At 66.7% G+C, this 20,567-nt stretch carries 21 protein-coding genes; 9 read left to right on the top strand and 12 right to left on the bottom strand.

Annotated features, from left to right (window positions below; all coding sequences use genetic code 11):
• The first annotated feature begins 18 nt into the window (after positions 1-18).
• The 6 genes from BMW75_RS14600 to BMW75_RS14575 all read left to right on the top strand — a co-directional run bounded on the left by BMW75_RS14600 (position 19) and on the right by BMW75_RS14575 (position 7,118).
• On the top strand, positions 19-984 hold the full coding sequence (locus BMW75_RS14600) for a bifunctional riboflavin kinase/FAD synthetase (RefSeq protein WP_092580288.1): 966 nt from the start codon (positions 19-21) through the stop codon (positions 982-984).
• Positions 974-3,835 (top strand): isoleucine--tRNA ligase, encoded by a 2,862-nt coding sequence (gene ileS / locus BMW75_RS14595; protein WP_092580286.1) that lies wholly within the window; start codon positions 974-976, stop codon positions 3,833-3,835. Before BMW75_RS14600 ends, ileS begins: the two co-directional genes overlap by 11 nt.
• Positions 3,836-3,837: 2 nt before the next feature.
• Positions 3,838-4,368 (top strand): signal peptidase II, encoded by a 531-nt coding sequence (lspA, locus tag BMW75_RS14590; protein ID WP_254792014.1) that lies wholly within the window; start codon positions 3,838-3,840, stop codon positions 4,366-4,368.
• Positions 4,369-4,526: 158 nt separating this feature from the next.
• Positions 4,527-5,723 carry a bifunctional phosphopantothenoylcysteine decarboxylase/phosphopantothenate--cysteine ligase CoaBC gene (gene coaBC / locus BMW75_RS14585; protein WP_092580284.1) on the top strand — a complete coding sequence of 399 codons (1,197 nt, stop codon included), beginning with the start codon at positions 4,527-4,529 and terminating at the stop codon, positions 5,721-5,723.
• A gap of 277 nt (positions 5,724-6,000) precedes the next feature.
• Positions 6,001-6,828 (top strand): RNase A-like domain-containing protein, encoded by an 828-nt coding sequence (locus BMW75_RS14580; protein ID WP_254792013.1) that lies wholly within the window; start codon positions 6,001-6,003, stop codon positions 6,826-6,828.
• Positions 6,825-7,118: a contact-dependent growth inhibition system immunity protein gene (locus BMW75_RS14575; protein ID WP_092580282.1), complete on the top strand. Its 294-nt coding sequence runs from the start codon at positions 6,825-6,827 to the stop codon at positions 7,116-7,118. The genes BMW75_RS14580 and BMW75_RS14575 overlap by 4 nt, the downstream gene beginning before the upstream one ends.
• 139 nt (positions 7,119-7,257) lie before the next feature.
• On the opposite strand, the gene BMW75_RS14570 is transcribed toward BMW75_RS14575, so the two are convergent.
• The 6 genes from BMW75_RS14570 to BMW75_RS14545 form a co-directional block, all read right to left on the bottom strand.
• Positions 7,258-8,247, bottom strand: coding sequence for a Bug family tripartite tricarboxylate transporter substrate binding protein (locus BMW75_RS14570; RefSeq protein ID WP_092580280.1), 990 nt, complete (start codon positions 8,245-8,247; stop codon positions 7,258-7,260).
• A 112-nt stretch (positions 8,248-8,359) separates the two neighbouring features.
• Positions 8,360-9,049, bottom strand: a complete 690-nt coding sequence (locus tag BMW75_RS14565) for an AroM family protein (protein ID WP_092580278.1) — start codon at positions 9,047-9,049, stop codon at positions 8,360-8,362.
• Positions 9,046-9,975, bottom strand: coding sequence for a DUF1177 domain-containing protein (locus tag BMW75_RS14560; RefSeq protein ID WP_092580276.1), 930 nt, complete (start codon positions 9,973-9,975; stop codon positions 9,046-9,048). The genes BMW75_RS14565 and BMW75_RS14560 overlap by 4 nt, the downstream gene beginning before the upstream one ends.
• On the bottom strand, positions 9,972-10,676 hold the full coding sequence (gene pepE / locus BMW75_RS14555) for a dipeptidase PepE (RefSeq protein ID WP_092580274.1): 705 nt from the start codon (positions 10,674-10,676) through the stop codon (positions 9,972-9,974). The genes BMW75_RS14560 and pepE overlap by 4 nt, the downstream gene beginning before the upstream one ends.
• A 100-nt stretch (positions 10,677-10,776) precedes the next feature.
• A complete protein-coding gene (locus tag BMW75_RS14550) occupies positions 10,777-11,544 on the bottom strand; it encodes an IclR family transcriptional regulator (RefSeq protein WP_092580272.1) in 768 nt (255 codons plus the stop codon).
• A 137-nt stretch (positions 11,545-11,681) separates the two neighbouring features.
• Entirely contained in the window at positions 11,682-12,722 is a 1,041-nt protein-coding gene (locus BMW75_RS14545; RefSeq protein ID WP_092580270.1) for a metal-dependent hydrolase, read from the bottom strand.
• A gap of 106 nt (positions 12,723-12,828) precedes the next feature.
• Between BMW75_RS14545 and BMW75_RS14540 the strand changes: the two genes are divergently transcribed.
• The 3 genes from BMW75_RS14540 to BMW75_RS14530 all read left to right on the top strand — a co-directional run bounded on the left by BMW75_RS14540 (position 12,829) and on the right by BMW75_RS14530 (position 14,785).
• Positions 12,829-13,467: a DedA family protein gene (locus BMW75_RS14540; protein WP_092580268.1), complete on the top strand. Its 639-nt coding sequence runs from the start codon at positions 12,829-12,831 to the stop codon at positions 13,465-13,467.
• Positions 13,468-13,480: 13 nt separating this feature from the next.
• Positions 13,481-14,014: a hypothetical protein gene (locus BMW75_RS14535; protein ID WP_092580266.1), complete on the top strand. Its 534-nt coding sequence runs from the start codon at positions 13,481-13,483 to the stop codon at positions 14,012-14,014.
• Positions 14,015-14,134: 120 nt separating this feature from the next.
• Positions 14,135-14,785 (top strand): dUTPase, encoded by a 651-nt coding sequence (locus BMW75_RS14530; protein ID WP_092580264.1) that lies wholly within the window; start codon positions 14,135-14,137, stop codon positions 14,783-14,785.
• Positions 14,786-14,887: 102 nt separating this feature from the next.
• Here BMW75_RS14530 and BMW75_RS14525 read toward each other — a convergent pair whose 3' ends face one another.
• The 6 genes from BMW75_RS14525 to BMW75_RS14500 form a co-directional block, all read right to left on the bottom strand.
• The gene (locus BMW75_RS14525; RefSeq protein WP_092580262.1) at positions 14,888-16,000 is read right to left on the bottom strand and encodes an NADH:flavin oxidoreductase/NADH oxidase; all 1,113 of its coding nucleotides are present in this window, start codon (positions 15,998-16,000) and stop codon (positions 14,888-14,890) included.
• A gap of 94 nt (positions 16,001-16,094) precedes the next feature.
• Entirely contained in the window at positions 16,095-16,865 is a 771-nt protein-coding gene (ehuA, locus tag BMW75_RS14520; protein WP_092580260.1) for an ectoine/hydroxyectoine ABC transporter ATP-binding protein EhuA, read from the bottom strand.
• The gene (ehuD, locus tag BMW75_RS14515) at positions 16,862-17,533 is read right to left on the bottom strand and encodes an ectoine/hydroxyectoine ABC transporter permease subunit EhuD (protein ID WP_076520351.1); all 672 of its coding nucleotides are present in this window, start codon (positions 17,531-17,533) and stop codon (positions 16,862-16,864) included. The genes ehuA and ehuD overlap by 4 nt, the downstream gene beginning before the upstream one ends.
• Positions 17,530-18,183 (bottom strand): ectoine/hydroxyectoine ABC transporter permease subunit EhuC, encoded by a 654-nt coding sequence (ehuC, locus tag BMW75_RS14510; RefSeq protein ID WP_092580258.1) that lies wholly within the window; start codon positions 18,181-18,183, stop codon positions 17,530-17,532. The genes ehuD and ehuC overlap by 4 nt, the downstream gene beginning before the upstream one ends.
• Before the next feature lie 9 nt (positions 18,184-18,192).
• On the bottom strand, positions 18,193-19,095 hold the full coding sequence (ehuB, locus tag BMW75_RS14505) for an ectoine/hydroxyectoine ABC transporter substrate-binding protein EhuB (protein ID WP_092580256.1): 903 nt from the start codon (positions 19,093-19,095) through the stop codon (positions 18,193-18,195).
• A 177-nt stretch (positions 19,096-19,272) separates the two neighbouring features.
• Complete coding sequence (locus BMW75_RS14500) at positions 19,273-20,427, bottom strand: ABC transporter substrate-binding protein (protein ID WP_092580254.1); 1,155 nt, start codon at positions 20,425-20,427, stop codon at positions 19,273-19,275.
• Positions 20,428-20,567 lie beyond the last annotated feature (140 nt).

Here is a 20,567-nt window from a genome sequence, read left to right as displayed (position 1 = left end):
AATTGTAAACTCTCGCTCGTGAAACCATCGCTGCGCATCTACCGATCCCTTCCCCCGCCTGACCGGCGCGCCCCTTGCGCGCTGACAATCGGCAATTTCGACGGCGTCCATCGCGGACACCAGGCCATGCTCGCCCGCGTCTGCCAGGTCGCGCGCGAACGGGGGCTGGCGCCTGCGGTGATGACCTTCGAACCGCACCCGCGGGAATATTTCGCTGCCCTGAACCAGCGCCCCGAACTGGCGCCCACCCGCATTTCCGGCCTACGCGACAAGCTGTCCGCCCTGGCGCGCTACGGCATTACGCAGGTCGTGGTGGAGCGGTTCAATTCGCGGCTGGCCGAGATGTCCGCCAACGCCTTCATCGAACAGCTGCTGGTGCAGGGCCTGCAGGCCAAGTGGCTGCTGGTCGGCGAGGACTTCCGCTTCGGGCACAAGCGCAGCGGCGATATCGACCTGCTGCGTGAAGCCGGCATGATGCACGGCTTCGAGGTGCAGACGCTGGCGGACGTGACGGACCGGCAGGGGCATCGCATTTCCAGTTCCGAGGTGCGCACCGCGCTGGCGGTCGGCGACCTGGAGCGCGCCCGCCATCTGCTGGGGCACCCTTTCCATATCAGCGGCCACGTCATCCACGGCCAGAAGCTGGGCCGCACGCTGGGCTATCCCACCATGAACCTGCGGGTGGCCGAAAGATGCGCGGCACGCTCGGGCATCTACGTGGTCCAGGTCCACGGCCTGGCCGACCGGGCATTGCCCGCCGTGGCAAGCCTGGGTGTGCGCCCGACGGTCGAGGACCGCGGCCGCGTGCTGCTCGAGACGCACTTGCTCGGCGAGACCCTCAATGCATACGGTAAACTCGTACGCGTCGAATTCCTGCAAAAGTTGCGGGACGAAGAAAAATTTCCTGACCTCCCTTCCCTGACTGCCGCCATCGCCGAAGACGCGCGAAACGCGCGCGCCTATTTTGCCGTTCATGGACTATAAAAAGACCCTCAACCTGCCCGACACCCCCTTTCCCATGCGGGGCGACCTCGCCAAGCGCGAGCCCGCCTGGATTTCGCACTGGGAGGAAAACCACGTCTACCAGGCGATCCGTGCGGCCAGCCGCGGCCGGCCGCGCTTCGTGCTGCACGACGGCCCGCCCTATGCGAACGGCGACATTCACATCGGCCACGCGGTCAACAAGATCCTGAAGGACATCATCGTCAAGAGCCGCAACATGGCCGGCTATGACGCGCACTACGTGCCGGGCTGGGACTGCCACGGCATGCCCATCGAAATCCAGATCGAAAAGAAGTACGGCAAGCACCTGCCGGTGGCGGAAGTGCAGTCCAAGGCCCGCGCCTACGCGCTCGAGCAGATCGACCGCCAGCGCAAGGACTTCAAGCGCCTGGGTGTGCTGGGCGAGTGGGATCGTCCGTACATGACGATGAACTACAGCAACGAGGCCGACGAGATCCGCGCGCTGGGACGCATCCTGGACAAGGGTTACGTGTTCCGCGGCCTGAAGCCCGTGAACTGGTGCTTTGACTGTGGTTCGGCGCTGGCCGAGGCCGAAGTGGAATACGCGGACCGCGTGGACCCGGCCGTCGACGTCGCCTTCCCGTTTGCCGACCATGCCAAGCTGGCTGGCGCGTTCGGCCTGGACTCGGTGGACGACGGCGCCATCGTCATCTGGACAACCACGCCCTGGACCATTCCGTCCAACCAGGCGCTGAACGTGCATCCGGAAATCGAGTACGCCCTGGTGCGCGTGTCGCCGGCGCCCAAGTTCGGCCCCCTGCTGCTGATCGCCAAGGAACGCGTCGAAGCCTGCCTGAAGTCCTGGGAGCTGGAAGGCGACGTCATCGCCACGGCGCCCGGCGAGGCGCTGTCGGGCATCGAATTCCGCCATCCGCTGGCGCAGTTCAATGCGGCCTACGATCGCAAGGCGCCCGTCTACCTGGGCGACTACGTGACGGCCGACTCCGGCACCGGCGTGGTGCACTCGGCGCCCGCCTACGGTATCGAGGACTTCGTGTCGTGCAAAGAGCACGGCATGAAGGACACCGACTTCATCAGCCCGGTGATGGGCGACGGCAAGTACGTGGACAGCCTGGCGCTGTTCGGCGGCCTGTCGATCTGGGACGCGAACCCCAAGATCGTCGAGGCCCTGAAGGAAGCCGGCGCGCTGATGCACGTCGAAAAGCACAAGCACAGCTACATGCACTGCTGGCGCCACAAGACGCCGATCATCTACCGCGCCACCAGCCAATGGTTCGCGGGCATGGACGTGGCCCCCAAGGATGGCGGTCCCACGCTGCGCGAATCAGCGCTGGCCGGCATCGACGCGACGGCGTTCTACCCGGCCTGGGGCCGCGCGCGCCTGCACGCCATGATCGCCAACCGTCCGGACTGGACCCTGTCGCGCCAGCGCCAGTGGGGCGTGCCGATGGCCTTCTTCGTGCACAAGGAAACCGGCGAACTGCACCCGCGTACCGCCGAGCTGCTGGAGCAGGTGGCGCAGCGCGTCGAGCAAGGCGGCATCGAGGCCTGGCAAGGCCTGGACCCGCGCGAGCTGCTGGGCGACGAGGCCGACATGTACGAAAAGAACCGCGACACGCTGGACGTGTGGTTCGACTCGGGCAGCACGCACGCCACGGTGCTGGGCGGCAAGGACGGCGAATTCGCCGGCTCGCACGGCGCCGAACTGGGCTGGCCGGCCGACCTGTACCTGGAAGGCTCGGACCAGCATCGCGGATGGTTCCATTCGTCGCTGCTGACCGGCTGCATGCTGTATGGCCAGCCGCCCTACAAGGCCCTGCTGACGCACGGCTTCGTGGTGGACGGCCAGGGCCGCAAGATGAGCAAGTCGGTGGGCAACGTGATCGCCCCGCAAAAGGTGTCCGACTCGCTGGGCGCGGAAATCCTGCGCCTGTGGGTGGCGTCCACCGATTACTCGGGCGAGCTGTCCATCTCGGACGAGATCCTCAAGCGCGTCGTGGAAGGCTATCGCCGCATCCGCAACACGCTGCGCTTCCTCTTGGCCAACCTGGCTGATTTCGACGCGGTGTCGCAGGCCGTGCCCTACGGCGAGCTCTTCGAGATCGACCGCTATGCGCTCGCCATGACCGCGCAGATGCAGTCCGAAGTGCAAGCCTGCTACGAACGCTACGACTTCCATCCCGCCGTCTCGCGCCTGCAGACGTTCTGCTCGGAAGACCTGGGCGCGTTCTACCTGGACATCCTGAAGGACCGCCTCTACACGTCGGCCCCCGACAGCCGCGCCCGCCGCTCGGCGCAGACGGCCCTGCTGGACATCACGCAGACGCTGCTCAAGCTGATGGCCCCCATCCTGTCGTTCACGGCCGAAGAGGCCTGGAAGGAACTGGTGGCTTCCGCGCTCAAGAATCAGGCCGACGCGGCCCGCACGACGATCTTCACCGAGGTCTACCACGCGCTGCCGCCGTTTGCCGACGCCGAAGCCCTTTCGGCCAAGTGGACGCGCCTGCGCGCCATCCGCGCCGACGTCCAGCGCAAGCTGGAGGAAGTGCGCACGGCCGGGGACATCGGTTCGTCGCTGCAGGCCGAAGTGGACCTGTACGCAAATGGCGAGGACCAGCAGTTGCTGGCCAGCCTGGGCGACGACCTGCGCTTCGTGCTGATCGTCTCGCGCGCGACCGTGCACGCGAGCGAAGGCGAGACCCGCATCGAGGTCACGCCGTCGGCCCACAAGAAGTGCGAACGCTGCTGGCACTGGCGCCTTGACGTGGGCCAGGACGCGGATCATCCCGAGATCTGCGGCCGCTGCGTGTCCAACCTGTTCGGCTCGGGCGAAGCCCGCGACAAGGCTTGAACATGGCCCGCCCCTCCGAACACGGGGTGACGGGCGCCGCCCCCGCCCGGCCCGCGCCGGCGCGCGTGGGCGGCTGGCTGGCGCTGGCCTTGCTGATCATCGTGCTGGACCAGTTGACCAAGGTCTACTTCAACACGGCATTCCAGTACGGCGAGCGCGTCAACGTCCTGCCCTTCTTCGACTTCACGCTGGTGTTCAACCGCGGGGCTGCATTCAGCTTCCTGGCGTCCGAAGAAGGCTGGCAGCGCTGGCTGTTCACCGGGCTGGGCTGCGTGGCGGCGGTGGTCATCGTCTGGATGCTGCGCCGCACGCACGGACAGCCGCGCTTCAGCCTGGCGCTGACGCTCATCCTGGGCGGCGCCATCGGCAACGTCATCGACCGCGTGGTGTATGGCCACGTGGTGGACTTTCTGCTGTTCTACTGGAAAGACTGGCAGTTTCCCGCCTTCAATCTGGCCGACGTCGGCATCACCTGCGGCGCGGTGCTGCTGGTGCTGGACGAATTGCTGCGCGCCCGCAAACCGCAGGCCTAACGGGCGCAAGGCGGGCCGGCGACCCTGCCCGGCCCCCTGCGGCTTTTGTCCGGCTTGATGCCCCCTGAAGGCATGACGAACGGCGCGATGCGGCAATGCAGAATAAAATCCCCCTCAATTCCTCGATTTCGCGGCGCTGAACCCGCCGCCCCGTCCTCATGCTCGATCTCGCCCGCAAACGCATCGTCCTCGGACTGACCGGGGGCATCGCCTGCTACAAAATCGCCGAGCTCGTGCGGCGCATGACCGAACAAGGCGCCACCGTCGACGTCGTGATGACCGAGGCGGCCACGCACTTCATCACGCCCGTCACCATGCAGGCGTTGTCCGGCAGGCCCGTGTTCGTGGACGCCTGGGACGCGCGCGTGCCCAACAACATGGCGCACATCGACCTGACGCGGGGCGCGGACGCCGTGTTGATCGCGCCCGCCAGCGCCGACTTCATGGCCAAGCTGGCGCACGGCATGGCCGACGACCTGCTGTCCACGCTGTGCCTGGCGCGCGCCTGTCCGTTGCTGGTGGCGCCCGCCATGAACCGCGAAATGTGGGCCAACCCGGCCACGCAGCGCAACGTCGAACAGCTCCGCGCTGACGGCGTCACCGTGCTGGGCCCCGCGGCGGGCGAACAGGCCTGCGGCGAAACCGGCGACGGCCGGATGCTCGAGGCCCATGAGCTGCTGACCGACCTGATCGCCTTCTTCCAGCCCAAGCTGCTGGCCGGCCGCCACGTGCTGCTGACCGCGGGCCCCACGTCGGAACCCGTGGACCCCGTGCGCGTGCTGAGCAACCGGTCTTCCGGCAAGACGGGCTACGCCCTGGCGCGCGCCGCGCGCGAGGCCGGCGCCCGCGTCACCCTGATCACCGGCGCCACGTTCCTGCCCGTTCCGCGCGGCGTGACCGCGCTGCCCGTCACCACCGCCCGCCAGATGCACGATGCCGTCATGGCCAGTGTCGGCGACGCCGACATCTTCATCGCCGTCGCCGCGGTGGCGGACTGGCGCGTCAAGAACGTCAGCACGCAAAAGCTGAAGAAAACCAGCGAAGGCGGCGGCGCCCCGTTAATGGAATTCGAACCCAATCCGGACATCCTGGCCGAAGTTGCCAAGCTCGAAAACGGCCCGTGGTGCGTGGGCTTTGCGGCCGAAACCGAAAAGCTGGCGGAACACGCGGAAGCCAAGCGCACGCGCAAGGGCATCCCGCTGCTGGTCGGCAACCTTGCGCACAAGGTCATGGACGCCGACACCACCGAACTGGTGCTGTTCGACGCGCAGGGCACGCACCCGCTGCCCGCCGGCGACAAGCTGGACGCCGCGCGCCGCCTCATCGCGGAAATCGCGGCGCGCATGCCGGTTTAGACTGCGCCGGCAGGGACCGTTCCGCGCTACACGAAACGCGCCAGCGCGGGTATTCTGGCTACTGTCAAACCCTCCCGTAAAACGGAGGGTTTGTTCATTATGGCCCGCGCTAGACACGCCGACTGCTTGCCAGCGCACACTGGCAATCGTGACATTGGAATGGCAGATTCCTGGTCGATGCCTGGCGGCTGACAGCGTGCACATCAGACAGTGCTGATCGACACCGATTGAGATTCTCGTGACATTTGTCGCTCTGTCGAAAGAGTGAGGTGCACAGATGGACGAGTCAGGCATTCGCATTGTGCTCACGCCAGTGCAGTTGGCGGCGATGTTGCAAGGCGAGTCGGTCAGCAGTGAATCGACGTTATCGAACAGATTGTGGGGCTCCCTTGCCTTGGCGGGGGGTGTGGCGGAAATGCTGGGCGGCGCAGCGCTATGCGCCGTGCCGGAGCCTACCGGCCTCACCAAAGCCGGCTGCGTGCTGTTGGGTGGACACGGCATAGACACCGCATCAACAGGTCTGCGAGAACTCTGGACCGGACAGCAGACTCGGTCCTTGACGGAGACCGGCATTGCGGAACTGGCCTCAAGACTTGGTGCGACGCCTGGGTCGGGTCAGGCGCTGGGCATCGCCGCCGAGATCGGCGTGCCTGCAGGCTTTGCGGGCGCGATCAAGGCCGTACGGGTATCGAGTATCGTCGCCGGGCGCATTTCGTTGTCCAGGCACGAGGCCAACGTGGCTGGTGGACTGGGAGGTCATACCATTGCCAGGCACGTAGGAAAAACGAAGGCGCACCTGGAAGCTAGGTTGACAACGCAGCCTTACCTGGATGAGGTGTCGACCTTCCACTCCGTTCAAGACGCGGAAACCGCAATTAACAGACTAATGCGCGTTAACGCTGACCGGGTGGCCAGATGGGCGGCGACGGCTCCCGATGGAGAAACGCTGGATTTACTTGGGCCAGCGTCCGGGAATCTTGGGGTCGTATTAGTCCGGGGTGCGACTAACCTTGTACAGGGTCGCACTGTGAAAATCGTACTGAAAAAAAGGCCCTACAACGGAATGCCATACTTCGTGTTAACTGCCTATCTGGAACTTCAATGACCGTGAACCTGGAACAGTATTCGGCGCTGAACGGACTGCTTGCTGGGTACTTCCATCAAGACTATGACCTGTTTGGCGAGACGATAGAGGACGTTGCCCTTTGCTATAAGCAGGAGGCCAGTCCCGAAAAGGTTGTACAAGCCTGTCTTGAGATGGACAAATTTGTCGCCGAGTTTGGGCCGAGATCGGCGGCGGTATTCAAGGAGAACTGGGGATCGTTCAACCCTGCCGCAGGCGGGTATACCATTCCAGAGTTTTTTGAAGCATTGAAGCGAGTATTGCTCGAATAGGTCGGTCGGATCGATCCAGCCAACTGCGCTGACCGCGCGACTTGCTACACAGAATAAAAGCCCCGGCACGGAGATTCCGGCCGGGGCTCTTGTATTCAGGCTTCGTGTTGCCTTGCGGCTTGCAAGCCGCCCGCGAGGCCTACTGCTCCAGGCTGATGTTCGCGGCCTTGACGATGTCCGCCCACTGCTTGCGGTCGTTTTCCAGGAACGCGGAGAACTTTTCCGGGGCCATGCCGGTGACGGGCTCGGAGCCCAGGCCGGACATCTTCTCCACGACGGCGGGCTGCTTCAGCACGTCCTGCAGGGCCGCGTAATAGGCGGCCAGCACGTCGGCGGGCAGGCCGGCCGGCGCGAACACGCCTTGCCACGTGGGCATGTCGAAGCCCTTCAGGCCCTGTTCGTCCAGCGTGGGGACGTTGGGCAACTGGGCGGCGCGCTTGATCGACGCCACGGCGATGGCTTTCACCTTGCCTTGCGAGGCCAGCGGCGCGGCGGTGGAGATGTTGTCCATCGTCATGGCGATGTGGCCGCCGAGCAGGTCGGTGATCACGGGCGCCGCGCCACGGTAGGCGGCGTGCGGGACCTTGACACCCAGCTTGTACAGCATGGTCTCGGCGATCAGGTGGTTGGAGATGCCGACGCCCGCGGTGCCATAGGTGGCGGTCGGGGTCTTCTGGAAGTACTCCTTCAGTTCGGCCAGGTTGTTGGCCGGCACGTCCTTGTTCACGATGACGACGTTGGGCTGCACGGCGGCCAGCGTGATCGGCGTGAAATCGGCGGGCTTGTAGTTCGCGCCCTTGGGATTGAGGACATGGGTGATGGCCATGGAACCGGCCGCGGCGATACCGATGGTGTAGCCGTCGGCGGGCGCCTGGCTCAGGCGGTAGGCCATGATGTTGCCGCCGGCGCCGGCCAGGTTTTCGACCACGACGGGCTGGCCCAGGCGCGCGGACAGCGGCTCGGCCAGCAGGCGGGCCAGCGTATCGGCCGAGCCGCCCGGGGCAAAGCCGACGAGCAGGCGCACCGGCTTGGCGGGCTTCCAGGCGTCGGCGGCATGGGCGGAGGTGGCCGCCAGCGCGGTGACGGCGAACAGTGCGCCAGCGGCGCGGTGCAGGGTACGGCTGAACATGAAAAAACTCCCAACAATGATTGACGAAGTCGGCTTCGTCTCCTCTCGCCGCTCGCCCGGACCGACCGCGCGAAAGGACGCGGCCGGGGCTTCGGGATTGCGTCCGGCGGCGTTATTCCAGTAGTTGCGCAAGCGCCTGCGCGACCAGGCGGTTGGACAGCAGCACGGGACGGCCCGATGCCTCGGCCACCGCCTGGCGCATGCGCTGCGCATAGCCCATGCAATGCATGACGATCAGGTCGCACGACGCCAGAGCCCGGCCCGCGGCCTCGAAGTTGCGCGCGGCCTGCTGCGCGTCGGGCTCATAGGGCGAGGCATGCACCACCTGCGTGTCGCATTCCAGCGGCACGGCCATGTGAAACGCGTCGACCTGTGCTTGCAGCGGCACCACCAGCCCCACCTTGCGGCAGTGCTGCGCGAGGCCCGCGACGAGATGGTCCACGACTTGCTGCGGCTCCACCACAAGTGTGCGCATCGGCGCGATCGCCGTGCCGGTGCACAGCGGCACCAGGATGTCGTAGCCCTGGCCGTCCGCCTGCCGCATCTCGTCCGCCAGGCGCGCCTCGGCGGCGGCCGCGTCCAGTTCGATCTGGGAGCCGTCGCGCATGCGCGTGGCGAAACGGTACTCGCGCGGACGCGGCGCCAGCGCCGCCAGGCCCGCGGCGTCCAGCCCGTCCAGCGCACCGAACTCGTCGATGCGCACGTGCGCGCCCAGCACGGGCGCCATCTCGGGCACGACGTCGCTGCGCGGCGATTGGCCGATGGTGAAGAACGCGACGCGGCGCGGCGCGCGCGCGCTCATGGCGTGGCTCCGTCTTCGCGGCCCACGGTCTGCAGGTGCGCCATCGACCCGTAGCGGGCCTGCAGCGCGCGCCATTCTGTGTCGTCGAAGAAGGTCATGGCGCCCTCGCCGTAGAGCTTGGCGATCTCGATGCAGAAGCGCATGGCGACATCCGCGTCCACCGCGTTGGTGACGCCGGTGGCGCAACCGGGCACGGTGGTCTGCGCCGTTAGCGCCACGCCGACCACCGGCGCATCCGTGACGATGGCCGGCTGCATGAGCGAATTCACGTGCCACAGGCCGTTTTCGTAGGGCGTGATGTCCTGCGTGGTCAGAGGCAGCGTCACCGGCAGTTCGCCGCTGACCCAGCCCATCACGTCCAGCATGGTCTCGGGAATGCGCAGCAGATAGCCCTGCTTGGCCACGGGCGTGAGCGCCACGCCGCGCTTGTTGACGAGCCGGTTGCCGCGCGTCGTGTCCACCGACAGGATCGCGTCCATGCGCGGGTCGACTTCGTGCGACATCATTTCGCGCATGGGAAACGGCGAGCGCATCATCGGCACCGGATGATGCGGCCGGGTGCCGGCGCGCGGGCAGATGTGTGTGCGGATGCGGACCGTGCCGGGCAGCACGTCGCCCTGCCGTGCCATCGCCATCAGCTTGAGCGCGGCCGCGATCGCGACCACGGCGCCGTCGCTGTCGGAGACCAGGCCCGTCACGGCGGGGCGCGCGCCGATGCCGCCCAGCCGCCCGACGATGCCCAGTTGCGGCGCCGACGCGTCCGCGCCCGGGATGACGATGGACAGGAAGTCCGTCGACAATCCGTCGCGCTCGAGGCGCGTCACTTGCACATCGCAATTGCCGGCGTCGCGCAGCACCTGCGCGACCGCCTCGCCCGTGACATGCGCGGACGACAGCAATTCGATGACGTCGATCACCTGCTTCATGCCGGGATCTCCAGCGGACCGGGGCGGAACACGCGCGGTTCGCCCGTGCCCAGGAAGAGCGGCGCATCGTGCGGGCCGACCAGGGCGATGTTGTCGCCGCGCACGCGCAGCGCGGCGCCTTCGGGCAGCCCCAGCACGGGCATGGCGGGATTCAGGGTGCAGAACTCCGCCAGGCGCTGGGCGCGGGTTTCTCCGCGATGCCCGGGCGGGTGGGCATTGGTGTAGTGCGGGTTGATCTGGAAGGACACCAGGCCCAGCGCATCGAAGCCCTGCGGGTCCGTGATGGGCATGTCATTGGTGGTGCAGATGGTGGGGCACGTCAGGTTGGAACCTGCGCTCCAACCCAGGTAGGCCGCCCCCTCGCGCACGCGGCGCGCCACGGCCTCGAGCAGGCCCTGGCGGCGCAACTGGCCCAGCAGGTTGAACGTGTTGCCGCCTCCGACGATGATGACCGCCGCCGCTTCCAACGCCGCGACCGGATCCTGCGCGCGGTGCAGGCCCTGGATGTCCAACCCCGTGTCCGCCAGCGCCGAAGCGACCAGCGCGGTGTAGTCGTCCCAGTTGCGCGTGACGCCCGCGTAGGGCACGAACACCGCGCGGGCGCCTTGCGGCAGGGATTCGATCAGCTCGCGGATGTCGGGCATGGCGTGCACGAGATAGCCGGCATCGCTGCTGGAGTTGCTGAGGAGCAGAAGATTCATGGAAAAGGTCCGATAGGTAAAAGGTTCTGGAAGCGGGTGGCGGGAGGCGGGCCTAAAAGCCGGGCTGGCGCGGCCGATGCCGTCGCGTCCCGGGAATCGGTCAGGTGAGCCAGTAAGGATCGTTGAGCTCGCGGCCCAGCGCCCCCACCTGTTGCAGCACGGATTCGCGCAGCACGGCGACGCGAGTGGCGTCGGCCTGGAACGACACGAACGACAGGCACAGGCCGCGCGTTTCGCCGGTGGCGGGGTCACGGACCGCCGCGGCCACGGCGCCGATCCCGGGCATGGCCTCGTCGATCGCGACGGCGCAATGGTCCGCGCGCGTACGCGCCAAGCGGTGCGCCAGATCGCCGACGGTGGCCGGGCAGTCGCGCCCTTCGACGGGCAGAGGCTGCGCGGGGTCCGCGCCATACAGGGCCTGGAATTCGGTGTCGGTCAGGCGCGACAGCAACGCCCGCCCCATCGCCGTGCCCGAGGCGGCGCGGCGCGAACCGGGCGGCGACAGCACCTGCACGGGATGCGAGCCGTTCAGCCGCTGCAGCACGACGGTTTCGCGCTGGTTCAGCGTGGAGAGATAGGCCGTCAGCCCGCTGTCGTCGGACAGCCGGGCGAGGACGGCGCGGCAGGCCTCGTCCAGCGGCGTGGCGGCCATGCCGGCGCGCACGGCCTGCGCCAGCATGGCGCCCGGCCGATAGCGGCGCGTGGCCGCGTCCTGATCGAGCAGCCCGTAATGCTGCATCTGGTTCAGCAGACGCGAGGCCGTGCTCTTGGGCATGGTCAGGCGCGCCGCGACTTCGGTGAAGCTCAGCTCGGCTGCGCCTTCCGCATAGAGCGAAAACACCCGTTGGACGCCATCGAGAATACTCATGCTTGTTCCATAAAACGGAACATCAGTTCCTTATTAATGAACAAGAATAATGCAAGCGCTGGAAACCGGTCAATACGCGCGGCGCAAGAAAAAGCCCCCGACTCGCGGGGGCCTGCATCGGGTGGCGGGGACGCCGCCTACTTTGTCGCCTGCTCTGCCCATTGCGCCAGGGGCAGCGGCGGTTGCGCGTCGAGGATCCGGGCCAGGACCAGCTTGAATTCATTCCAGCCGCCCCGGTCGCTCGGCCAGACGGAAGGCGTGACTGCCGCCCAGGCGCCATCCGGCGCGCGTTGGGCCATCTTGAAGCGAAACGTGTAATGCCCGGCCATGCCCATGCGCAGGTCCGAGACCACCAGAGCGTCGCCCACCACGTCGTACCGCAGCCAATCATCCGTGAACCAGCGCAGGCGTTCATGCAGGGGCACGCCCGCCAGGGCGCGGCCTGTCTCGGGATTCAGAGGCAGGCGCACCCATTCTGGCGGACCGCGGTCAAAGAGGCTGCTGACCGCTTCGTAATAGCTGCCGTTGCCGTCCTTGGCGATCACGCGCCACACCAGGGTATTGAACGGCATGGGAATGGCGCGCAATTCCCCTACGGTGATGCCCTGTCCCTGCAGCGCGTCGCGTACGCGCTGCTCGGCCGCCATGCGTCCCGCCAGTCCGAACCCCAGGTACGCGGTGCTGAATGCAAGCGTGGCCACCAGCACGCGCCGCGCGGTAAGCGTCATGCCGGCGGCAAAGGCGAACAGTACGCCCAGCAGGAGCGGCACGGTATAGACCGGATCGATGATGAAGACGGCCGACCAGCTTTCCGGCGTCAGCGCGAGCGGCCAGAACAACTGGGTTCCGTAGACCGTGAACGAATCCAGGATGGGATGCGTCACCAGCACCAGCCATAGCGTCAGGAACAATCGGCGCCCGCTGTAGCCCGGGTTGGGCCGGAATTTGCGGATCAGCCAGGCCAGCACGATGGCCACGGCGGTCAGCACGAAGACCGAATGCGAAAACCCCCGGTGATAGGTCATGAGCGATACCGGGTCCGGGTAGCTCATCAGGACGTCCAGATCGGGCACGGTGGCCAGCGCCGCGCCATAGAAGAGAGCCCGTCGTCCCTGCACGCGCCCCAGCATCGCGCCCTGAATGCCTGCGCCCAGCACCGCCTGTGTAACTGAATCCATGTTTCTCCAACGTTGAGCCTGCGCCATATGGCCGAGGCGTCTTTCGGCCGGCCGCGCAGGCGTTAACATACCCGATTGCGTTCAGCTAATTTTCAACTTTGCATCCATGGATGAATACATCACCCAGATCGGCCAGTTCATCGAAGCCAATCAGGCCTGGGCCGGGCCGATTACATTCCTGCTCACGTTGGGCGAGTCCATCGTACTCCTGGGCCTGTTCATTCCCGCCACGGCCCTGATGCTGCTCACCGGCGGCCTCATCGGCTCCGGCACTTTATCGCCATGGGGCGTGGTGGCCTGGGGCATCGCGGGCGCCATCGTCGGCGATGCCCTGTCGTACTGGCTCGGGCGCTGGGCGGGACCGGGGGTGCTGCGGCGCTGGCCGCTCAAGCAGCAGCGGACCGCCGTGGCACGCGCCCGCCTGTTCTTTTACCGCTACGGCTTTGCGTCGGTGCTGATCGGCCGCTTCCTGGGCCCCATCCGGTCCACCATTCCCACCGTGGCCGGCGTGATGGGCATGACGCAAGCGCGCTTTCAGTTGGCGAACGTGCTGTCGGCCGTGGCCTGGATGCCGCTGATGCTGGCGCCCGGCTACATCACCGCGCGCAGCCTGGGTGCGGCGGAGAACGCCCAGCAGATCGGCATGATGATCGGCGCCGGGCTGTCGGTTTTGCTAGGATGCGGGCTACTCCTCGCCATGGTGCGCAAGCGCCGCCAACCGGTGCGCGTGCGGCGGGGCAATTGATCCGGAGAGCCTCATGGCCATCGATGCCGAGCCCAAGAACGGCGATTTCGCGCGCTATATCGAAGAGCTGACCCGCGCGGGCGGGTCGCCCGGCCACATCGCAACCCGCCGGGAAGGCCGCAGGCCGGCCCAGCAGGCGCCCGTCCCGGCGCCGCCGTCCGTCACGCCCGGCTCGCTGTCCGATGCCCCCTGGGGCAATACCGCGTCCCCTGCTCCCCACTCGCGCACCACGCAGGCGCCGGTGGCGTCCGTCCCCGGTCAGCCGGACGACGTCACGCTCACGCTCGCCCGGCGCGCGCGCCAGCGCAAGATTGGCGTCGTGCTGACGATTGCCGGCATCATGGCGGGCTGGGCCGCCGCGAACATCGCCTTCCGGGCGCTGCACAGTCCTGAATTCGAGTTCGACGAGCTGATGCCCGCCCTCTTCCTGGCCTTCTTCGCCTTCATGCTGTTCAAGGCGGCCAGCGGCGCGCGCAATCCGCGCAAGACGCCCCTGGACAAGCTGCCGCCGCTGGCGCCGTCGTCGTACCGCAAGGACGGCGGCTGAGGCCGGGGGGGTGGTGCCAGGCGGGGTTGCCAAGCGATGGTGCCAAGCGATGGTGCTAACATTTCCGCCCATTGAACAGCCCCCACGTCTCCCGGAGTGAAAGTGAACAACGTAGTCGGATTGAACCAGGCCCAGGCGGCCACGATGCTGAAGCTGCAAGGCCACCTGAACAGCATGATCAATCCGGACTGGGTCAATGGCGGCGCCCGCTTCCTGCGCGCCGCCTTCGTCGAATCGGCCGAGGCCCTGGAACACTACGGCTGGAAGTGGTGGAAAAAGCAGACGATTGACCTGCCGCAGGTGCAGATGGAGCTGGTCGACATCCTGCACTTCTACCTGTCGCACACCATCGTCGCAGCTGGCGGAGACGTCGAGGCCGCCGCGCGCGCCCTGGTCGCCGATCTGGCCTCGCCCGCCAGCGTTACGCTGGACGGCAAGACCCATGCCCTGGACGCGCTGAACGTGCCCGAGCTGCTCGAGCTCATCGGCGGACTGGCGGTGTGCGGACGCGCCAGCTTCAAGGTGCTGGAACAGACCATGCGCGCGTGCGAGATGAGCTGGAACGACGCCTACACGCAGTACGTTTCCAAGAACGTCCTGAACATCTTCCGGCAGCAGCACGGCTACAAGGAAGGCACCTACATCAAGATCTGGAACGGCGAGGAAGACAACGTCGTCCTGGCCCGCCTGCTGTCGCAGCAGGACCCGGCCAGCCCAGACTTTGCCGAGGTCCTGCATCGCGGGCTGGAAGCGGCGTATTCGCGCCTGTAGGATGCTGTCGGCGGGCGCTTTGGCTTGCCCTTTGGCCCGCCCTTTTTGCCCGCCCTTTTGCCCGCCCTTTCGGCCCGGCGCATCCGGGCCGGCGCTTCCCGCCTACCGCTGGCCGAAGCGCGTTTCCCCGAACAACGACTTCAACTCGCGCGGCTGCGACCGCCAATACTGGCGCGGTGCGTCGACCTGGCCGCCCAGCTGGGCCGCGGCATGCCACGGCCAGCGCGGGTTGTAGAGCATGCCACGCGCCAGCGCGACCATGTCGGCCTTGCCCTGCGACAGGATGTCTTCGGCCTGCTGCGCCTCGGTGATCAGGCCCACCGTAATCGTCGGCATGCCGATCCGGCGCTTGATCTCCTCGGCAAAGGGCACCTGGTAGTTCGGCCCGACCGGAATCTTCTGCTGCGGCGACACGCCGCCGCTGGACACGTCGATGAACTCGCAGCCGCGCGCCTTCAGCGCCTGCGCAAACGCCAGGGTCTGCTCCAGGTCCCACCCGCCCTCGACCCAGTCGGTCGCCGAGACGCGCACGCCCAGCGCCACGGACGACGGCGTGACCTCGCGCAGCGCCTCAAACACTTCCAGCGGAAAGCGCATGCGGTTTTCCAGCGAGCCGCCATAGGCGTCGTCGCGCCGGTTGGACAGCGGCGACAGGAACTGATGCAGCAGATAGCCGTGCGCGGCGTGCACCTCGATGGCGTCGAATCCCAGGCGCAGCGCGCGCTTCGCGCTGGCGACATAGGCGTCTCGCACGCGCGCCAGACCCGCCGCGTCCAGTGCGCGCGGCGCGGGCTCCTGGTCGTTGTGCGGCACGGCGGAAGGCGCCCAGCCCAGCCAGCCGCCGGCGCTTTCGGGCACGAGCTGGCCGCCATTCCAGGGCGCGTCGCTGGACGCCTTGCGGCCGGCGTGCCCAAGCTGGATGCCCAGCTTGATCGGCGAATAGCGGCGCACGGCGGCGACCACCCGGCCCAGCGCGGCTTCCGTTTCGTCGGACCACAGGCCGAGGTCGCCCGGCGAAATGCGGCCATCGGCCTCCACCGCGGTGGCTTCGACAAAGAGCAGCCCGGCGCCCGACAGGGCCAGATTCCCCAGATGGATCATGTGCCAATCGGTGGCACAGCCTTCTTCGGCGGAGTATTCGCACATCGGTGCGATGACGATGCGGTTGGGCAGGGAAACATTGCCGAGGGTCGTGGGGCTGAACAGGTGACTCATGCGTGGGGCTCCGAAGCGTTGGACGCCACAGCATAGCGCCCGCGAAAGCCGGCACCGCCAATCCCAACGCCCCCGGCAGGGTTAAACCGGGCGGCTACTGTCCCTCGATCACCGAATCCAGGAACTGGCGCGTGCGCGGCTCCTTGGGCTGGCTGAACAGCACCGACGATTCCGCGTCCTCGACGATGTTGCCCTGATCGAAGAAGAGCGTCCGGTCCGAGCTGCGTTCGGCGAATTTCATCTGGTGCGTGACGATGATCATCGTCATGCTGCGGCGGGCGGACAGATCGCGCAGGATCTGCAGGATCCCGCCCACCAGCTCCGGATCCAGCGCGGACGTGACCTCGTCGAACAGCATGATCTCGGGACACATCGCCAGCGCTCGCGCGATGCCCACGCGCTGCTTCTGGCCCCCGGACAGTTGCGCCGGATAGACGTCCAGCTTGTCGCCCAGGCCAACCATGTCCAGGTATTCCACGGCGCGTTCGCGCGCCTGGCTGCGCGTCATGCCCAGCACATGCATGGGCGCTTCCATGGCGTTGCCCAGCGCCGTCATGTGCGGAAACAGGTTGAAGTGCTGGAACACCATGCCAATCTTGCCGCGCACCTTGCGCAGGTGGTCGGAATTGGGGCCGACGGGGCGGCCCTGCGCGTCCGTCCACATCGACTCGCCGTCGATCTCGATATCGCCGCTGGTGGGCTGGTCCAGCGTCATCAGCACGCGCAGCAAGGTGGACTTGCCCGACCCCGAGGGGCCGATGACGGCCACCGTCTGGCCGGCGGGTATCTCGAGATTGATGCCGCGCAGGACTTCCAGGTCTCCGTATCGTTTGTGCAGATTCCTAATGTTCAGGCTGGCGCTCATCGCTTTCCTCCATATCGTTGCAGGCGGGCCTCCAGGCCGCGCACACCCCACGCCGCGACCAGGCTCAGCGCCAGGAACAGCAGGCCCACCAGGGTCAGGGGTTCGGTGTACCGGAACGTCGACGAACCGATCATCTTGCTTTGCTGCAGCAGTTCGACCACGGTAATGGCCGACAGCAGCGGCGTGTCCTTGAACATCGCCACCAGATAGTTGCCCAGCGCGGGCACCACGGGCGGAATCGCCTGGGGCAGCACCACGCCCACCGCGGTCCGCCAGCGCGACATGTTCAGTGCCGTGGCCGCCTCCCATTGGCCACGCGGCACGGCTTCGATGCCGGCGCGGTAGACCTCGGCGCAGTAGGTCGCATAGTGCAGGCCCAGCGCCACGATCCCGGTCATGAGCGGCGACATCTGGACGCCGGTCAGGGGCAGCACGTAGAACAGGAAATACATCTGCACCAGCAGCGGCGTGCTGCGCACGAACTCGATGAAGAACGCTGCGGGCAGCGACACGACGCGCAGACGGGAACGGCGCAGCATCGCAAGCACCAGGCCCAGCGTGACCGCCACCAGCATGCCCAGCACGGTGGCCTGGATCGTGATGACCAGCGCCGACCCCAGCGTGGGCAGGATTTCCAGTGCGAAAGACCAATCGAAAATCGGCGTCATCGGATCCGGACCCTCCGCTCAAGCAGGCGCACGCCCGCGGTGATCAGCAGGGCCACCGCGAAATACATCAGCAGCATCAAGGTGAAGATCTCGGTCGTGCGCAGGGTTTCGCTGCGCAGCAATTGGCCGCGGAACGTCAGGTCGGTGATCGTGATCAGCGACACCAGCGCGGTGTTCTTCAGCAGTTCGATCAGCAGGTTGCCCGCGGGCGGCAACATCGCGGGCACTGCTTGCGGCAGCACGATGCGCCGCATGATCTGCCGGCGGGTCAGGTTCAGCGCCACGCCGGCTTCGCGCTGTCCGGGCGGGACCGCCCGGATGGCGCCCCGCACCACTTCCGCGCCATAGGCGCCGGCGTTCAGCGCCAGCACCACGATGCCCACCAGCATGGCCGGCAACTGCATGCCGAACAGGGGCAGCACGAAATAAAACCAGAAGAGCTGCACCAGGGCGGAGGTGCCGCGGAAGACTTCGACATAGACCGAGGCCAGCCACCGCACCGGCCGCACGGAGGACAGGCGTCCCATGCCGGACAGCAGCGCCAGCGGCACGGCCAGGACCACCGCCCCCGCCAGGATCTGGAGCGTGACGCCCAGCCCCTCGAGGAGCGGCGGGACGAGCTCCGCGATAGGTTCCGAAAAGAACGGCATCGGCGCCCCTTACTGTCCGGCGCAGAGCTTTTCTGCGGTCACACCCTGGGGCAGCTCCTGGGCGGTGAAGCCGAACGGCTCGACGAGCTTCTTGTGCTCGTCGGTGCCGATGAACTTGGCCAGTTCGGCATTGAAGGCGTCGGCAAACGCCTTGTCATCCGTGCGGAAGGCATACGCGCCATAGCCGCGCACGCCCTTGCCGTCGATCACCGGGTCGGTGAACGGATCGGCTTTTTCCAGCCCGCTGCCCTCTTGCGTCTTGACCATCAGGTCGTTGATGGTGAGCGCGGTCGCCGCGTAGGCGTCGGCGCGGCCAGCCTGCACGCCCGACAGCGCGCTGACGGCATCCGGAAACACCACGACCTGGTCCGAGGGGATCTTGACCTTCTCGGCATACTCGCCTTCGATGGCGCCGACCACCACGCCCAGCTTGGCGTCGGGGTTCTTGGCGACGTCTTCATAACTGTGCAGTTTTTTCGGATTGCCTTCCTGGACCAGGAACGCTTCGCCCACGCCATACGTCGGGTCCGAGAAGGCCACCTGTTTGCAGCGTTCCGGCGTGACGTACATGCCGGCCGCGATGATGTCGAAGCGCTTGGCGGCCAGGCCCGGGATCAGCGAGCCGAATTCCGTCAGCACGCCTTCGACCTCATTGATGCCCATGCGCTTGAGCACCACGCGGGCGATTTCGACGGATTCGCCGGTGACCTTGGCCTCTTTGCTGTCCATGTAGGCGAACGGCGCTTCATTGGCGTAACCGATCCGGATCTTGCCGGCCGCTTTGGCGGCCTCGAGGGTGCTGGTGCCGGTCCCGGCCGCCGCCGTGGTCTTGTCGGCGCCGGAGTCGGAGCAAGCCGCAAGAATGCCCAGGCTCAGGGCCAACAGCAGACGTCTGGAACGGATCAAGGTCATGGAAATTTCTCCCGTATTTATTTCTAGGTACATGGCTTCACTAAAAATAATACGCTATTAAATGATTTCTACACGAATGATGTAGCCGAAAAAAAGCAGGCCTAAGCCTGCTTTTGCCGCCCATTGCCCTATGGGGCGTCAGGACATGTTACGAACTGTAGGGGTATATGGCACCCTTTATTGCGCGTAGGAGAACCGCCCGTTCTTGACCGTGCCCATGACGCGGGCGCGCTCGTCGAACCCCTGGTGATTGTCCTTGGTGATGTTGAGCACGCCGTTGGGCACCACCAGGTCGCGCGTCTGCTCCAGCGCATCGCGCAGGGCCAGACGGAACTCCGGCGTGCCGGGCTTGGCGCCCGTCTTCAAGGCGCGCGACACGGCCGAGTCCAGCAGCATCCAGGCGCCGTACGCGTCGCCCGCAAACTGCGTCAGGGTGTTGGGGCCGTATTGCTGTTCGTACTTGTCCGCGAATTCCACGGCCACCTTCTTGACCGGGTTGGAATCGGGCAATTCCCGCGCGACGACGCCGGGCCCCGTCGGGAACAGGGTGCCTTCGACGTCCTTGCCGCCCACCTGCAGGAACTCCAGCGTGCCGATGCCATGCGTCTGGTAGATGGCGCCCGTGTAGCCGCGTTCCAGCAGCGTCTTCTGCGGCAGCGCCGCCGGCGTGCCCGAGCCGGCGATCAGCACCGCGTCCGGCTTGGCCGCGATGACCTTCAGCACCTGGCCGACGACCGAGGCATCGGTGCGCTGGAAGCGTTCCTGCGCCACGAGCTTCAGATCGGAGCCGGCCGCGGCCGAGAATTCCTTCCACCAGCTGTCGCCATAGGAATCCGCAAAGCCGATGAAAGCCACGTTCTTCAGGCCCTTTTTCTTCATGTCCTCGACCAGGACCGTCGCCATCAGCGAGTCGTTCTGCGGCATCTTGAAGGCCCAGGTGCGCTTGGGATCGGACTGCGGCTCGACGATGACGCTGGACGCGGCAAGGGCGATCATCGGGGTCTTGGTTTCGGCCAGCACGTCCAGCGCGGCCAGCGCGGACGCCGTGATGTTGGGGCCGACGATGGCATCGACCTTGTCCTCGGAGGTCAGCTTGCGCATGTTCTTCACCGCGCGGCTCACGTCGGTGCCGTCGTCCAGCACCACATAGCGCGCGGGCTCGCCGCCCAGCGTATTGGGCCAGAGCCGGATCGCGTTGTTGGTCTGGATGCCGATGGCGGCGGCGGGGCCCGTGGTGGACACGTCCACGCCGATCACGATTTCGGCTTGTGCGGACAGGGCGGGAACGGCCAGCGCGACGGCGCAGGCGTAGCGGGCAAGGATGCGAGGCATGACTACGGCTCTTGGGAGGAAGTGAAGGAGATGCCGCTATTTTGCCTGATGCGCAAGCGGCGCCTTTTGACCAGATCGGCCTGTTGCGGCGGCCCCGGCGCCGGCCGCGCCCCCCGTTACATCGGCTTGCCGTTGCGTAC

Source organism: Achromobacter sp. NFACC18-2 (assembly GCF_900108985.1).
Taxonomy (GTDB): domain Bacteria; phylum Pseudomonadota; class Gammaproteobacteria; order Burkholderiales; family Burkholderiaceae_B; genus Achromobacter.
Note: the sequence above shows the minus strand (reverse complement) of the source record. Positions and strands in the feature narration are given on the sequence as shown.

Excerpts from the sequence above, each read along its gene's own strand:
- ileS (WP_092580286.1), top strand. The coding sequence starts at position 974 with ATGGACTATAAAAAGACCCTCAACCTGCCCGACACCCCCTTTCCCATG.
- BMW75_RS14570 (WP_092580280.1), bottom strand. The coding sequence starts at position 8,247 with ATGTTCAGCCGTACCCTGCACCGCGCCGCTGGCGCACTGTTCGCCGTC.
- BMW75_RS14560 (WP_092580276.1), bottom strand. The coding sequence starts at position 9,975 with ATGAAGCAGGTGATCGACGTCATCGAATTGCTGTCGTCCGCGCATGTC.
- BMW75_RS14575 (WP_092580282.1), top strand. The coding sequence starts at position 6,825 with ATGACCGTGAACCTGGAACAGTATTCGGCGCTGAACGGACTGCTTGCT.
- BMW75_RS14545 (WP_092580270.1), bottom strand. The coding sequence starts at position 12,722 with ATGGATTCAGTTACACAGGCGGTGCTGGGCGCAGGCATTCAGGGCGCG.
- ehuB (WP_092580256.1), bottom strand. The coding sequence starts at position 19,095 with ATGACCTTGATCCGTTCCAGACGTCTGCTGTTGGCCCTGAGCCTGGGC.
- BMW75_RS14535 (WP_092580266.1), top strand. The coding sequence starts at position 13,481 with ATGGCCATCGATGCCGAGCCCAAGAACGGCGATTTCGCGCGCTATATC.
- coaBC (WP_092580284.1), top strand. The coding sequence starts at position 4,527 with ATGCTCGATCTCGCCCGCAAACGCATCGTCCTCGGACTGACCGGGGGC.
- ehuC (WP_092580258.1), bottom strand. The coding sequence starts at position 18,183 with ATGCCGTTCTTTTCGGAACCTATCGCGGAGCTCGTCCCGCCGCTCCTC.
- ehuD (WP_076520351.1), bottom strand. The coding sequence starts at position 17,533 with ATGACGCCGATTTTCGATTGGTCTTTCGCACTGGAAATCCTGCCCACG.
- BMW75_RS14565 (WP_092580278.1), bottom strand. The coding sequence starts at position 9,049 with ATGAGCGCGCGCGCGCCGCGCCGCGTCGCGTTCTTCACCATCGGCCAA.
- pepE (WP_092580274.1), bottom strand. The coding sequence starts at position 10,676 with ATGAATCTTCTGCTCCTCAGCAACTCCAGCAGCGATGCCGGCTATCTC.
- BMW75_RS14550 (WP_092580272.1), bottom strand. The coding sequence starts at position 11,544 with ATGAGTATTCTCGATGGCGTCCAACGGGTGTTTTCGCTCTATGCGGAA.
- lspA (WP_254792014.1), top strand. The coding sequence starts at position 3,838 with ATGGCCCGCCCCTCCGAACACGGGGTGACGGGCGCCGCCCCCGCCCGG.
- BMW75_RS14525 (WP_092580262.1), bottom strand. The coding sequence starts at position 16,000 with ATGAGTCACCTGTTCAGCCCCACGACCCTCGGCAATGTTTCCCTGCCC.
- BMW75_RS14540 (WP_092580268.1), top strand. The coding sequence starts at position 12,829 with ATGGATGAATACATCACCCAGATCGGCCAGTTCATCGAAGCCAATCAG.
- ehuA (WP_092580260.1), bottom strand. The coding sequence starts at position 16,865 with ATGAGCGCCAGCCTGAACATTAGGAATCTGCACAAACGATACGGAGAC.
- BMW75_RS14500 (WP_092580254.1), bottom strand. The coding sequence starts at position 20,427 with ATGCCTCGCATCCTTGCCCGCTACGCCTGCGCCGTCGCGCTGGCCGTT.
- BMW75_RS14580 (WP_254792013.1), top strand. The coding sequence starts at position 6,001 with ATGGACGAGTCAGGCATTCGCATTGTGCTCACGCCAGTGCAGTTGGCG.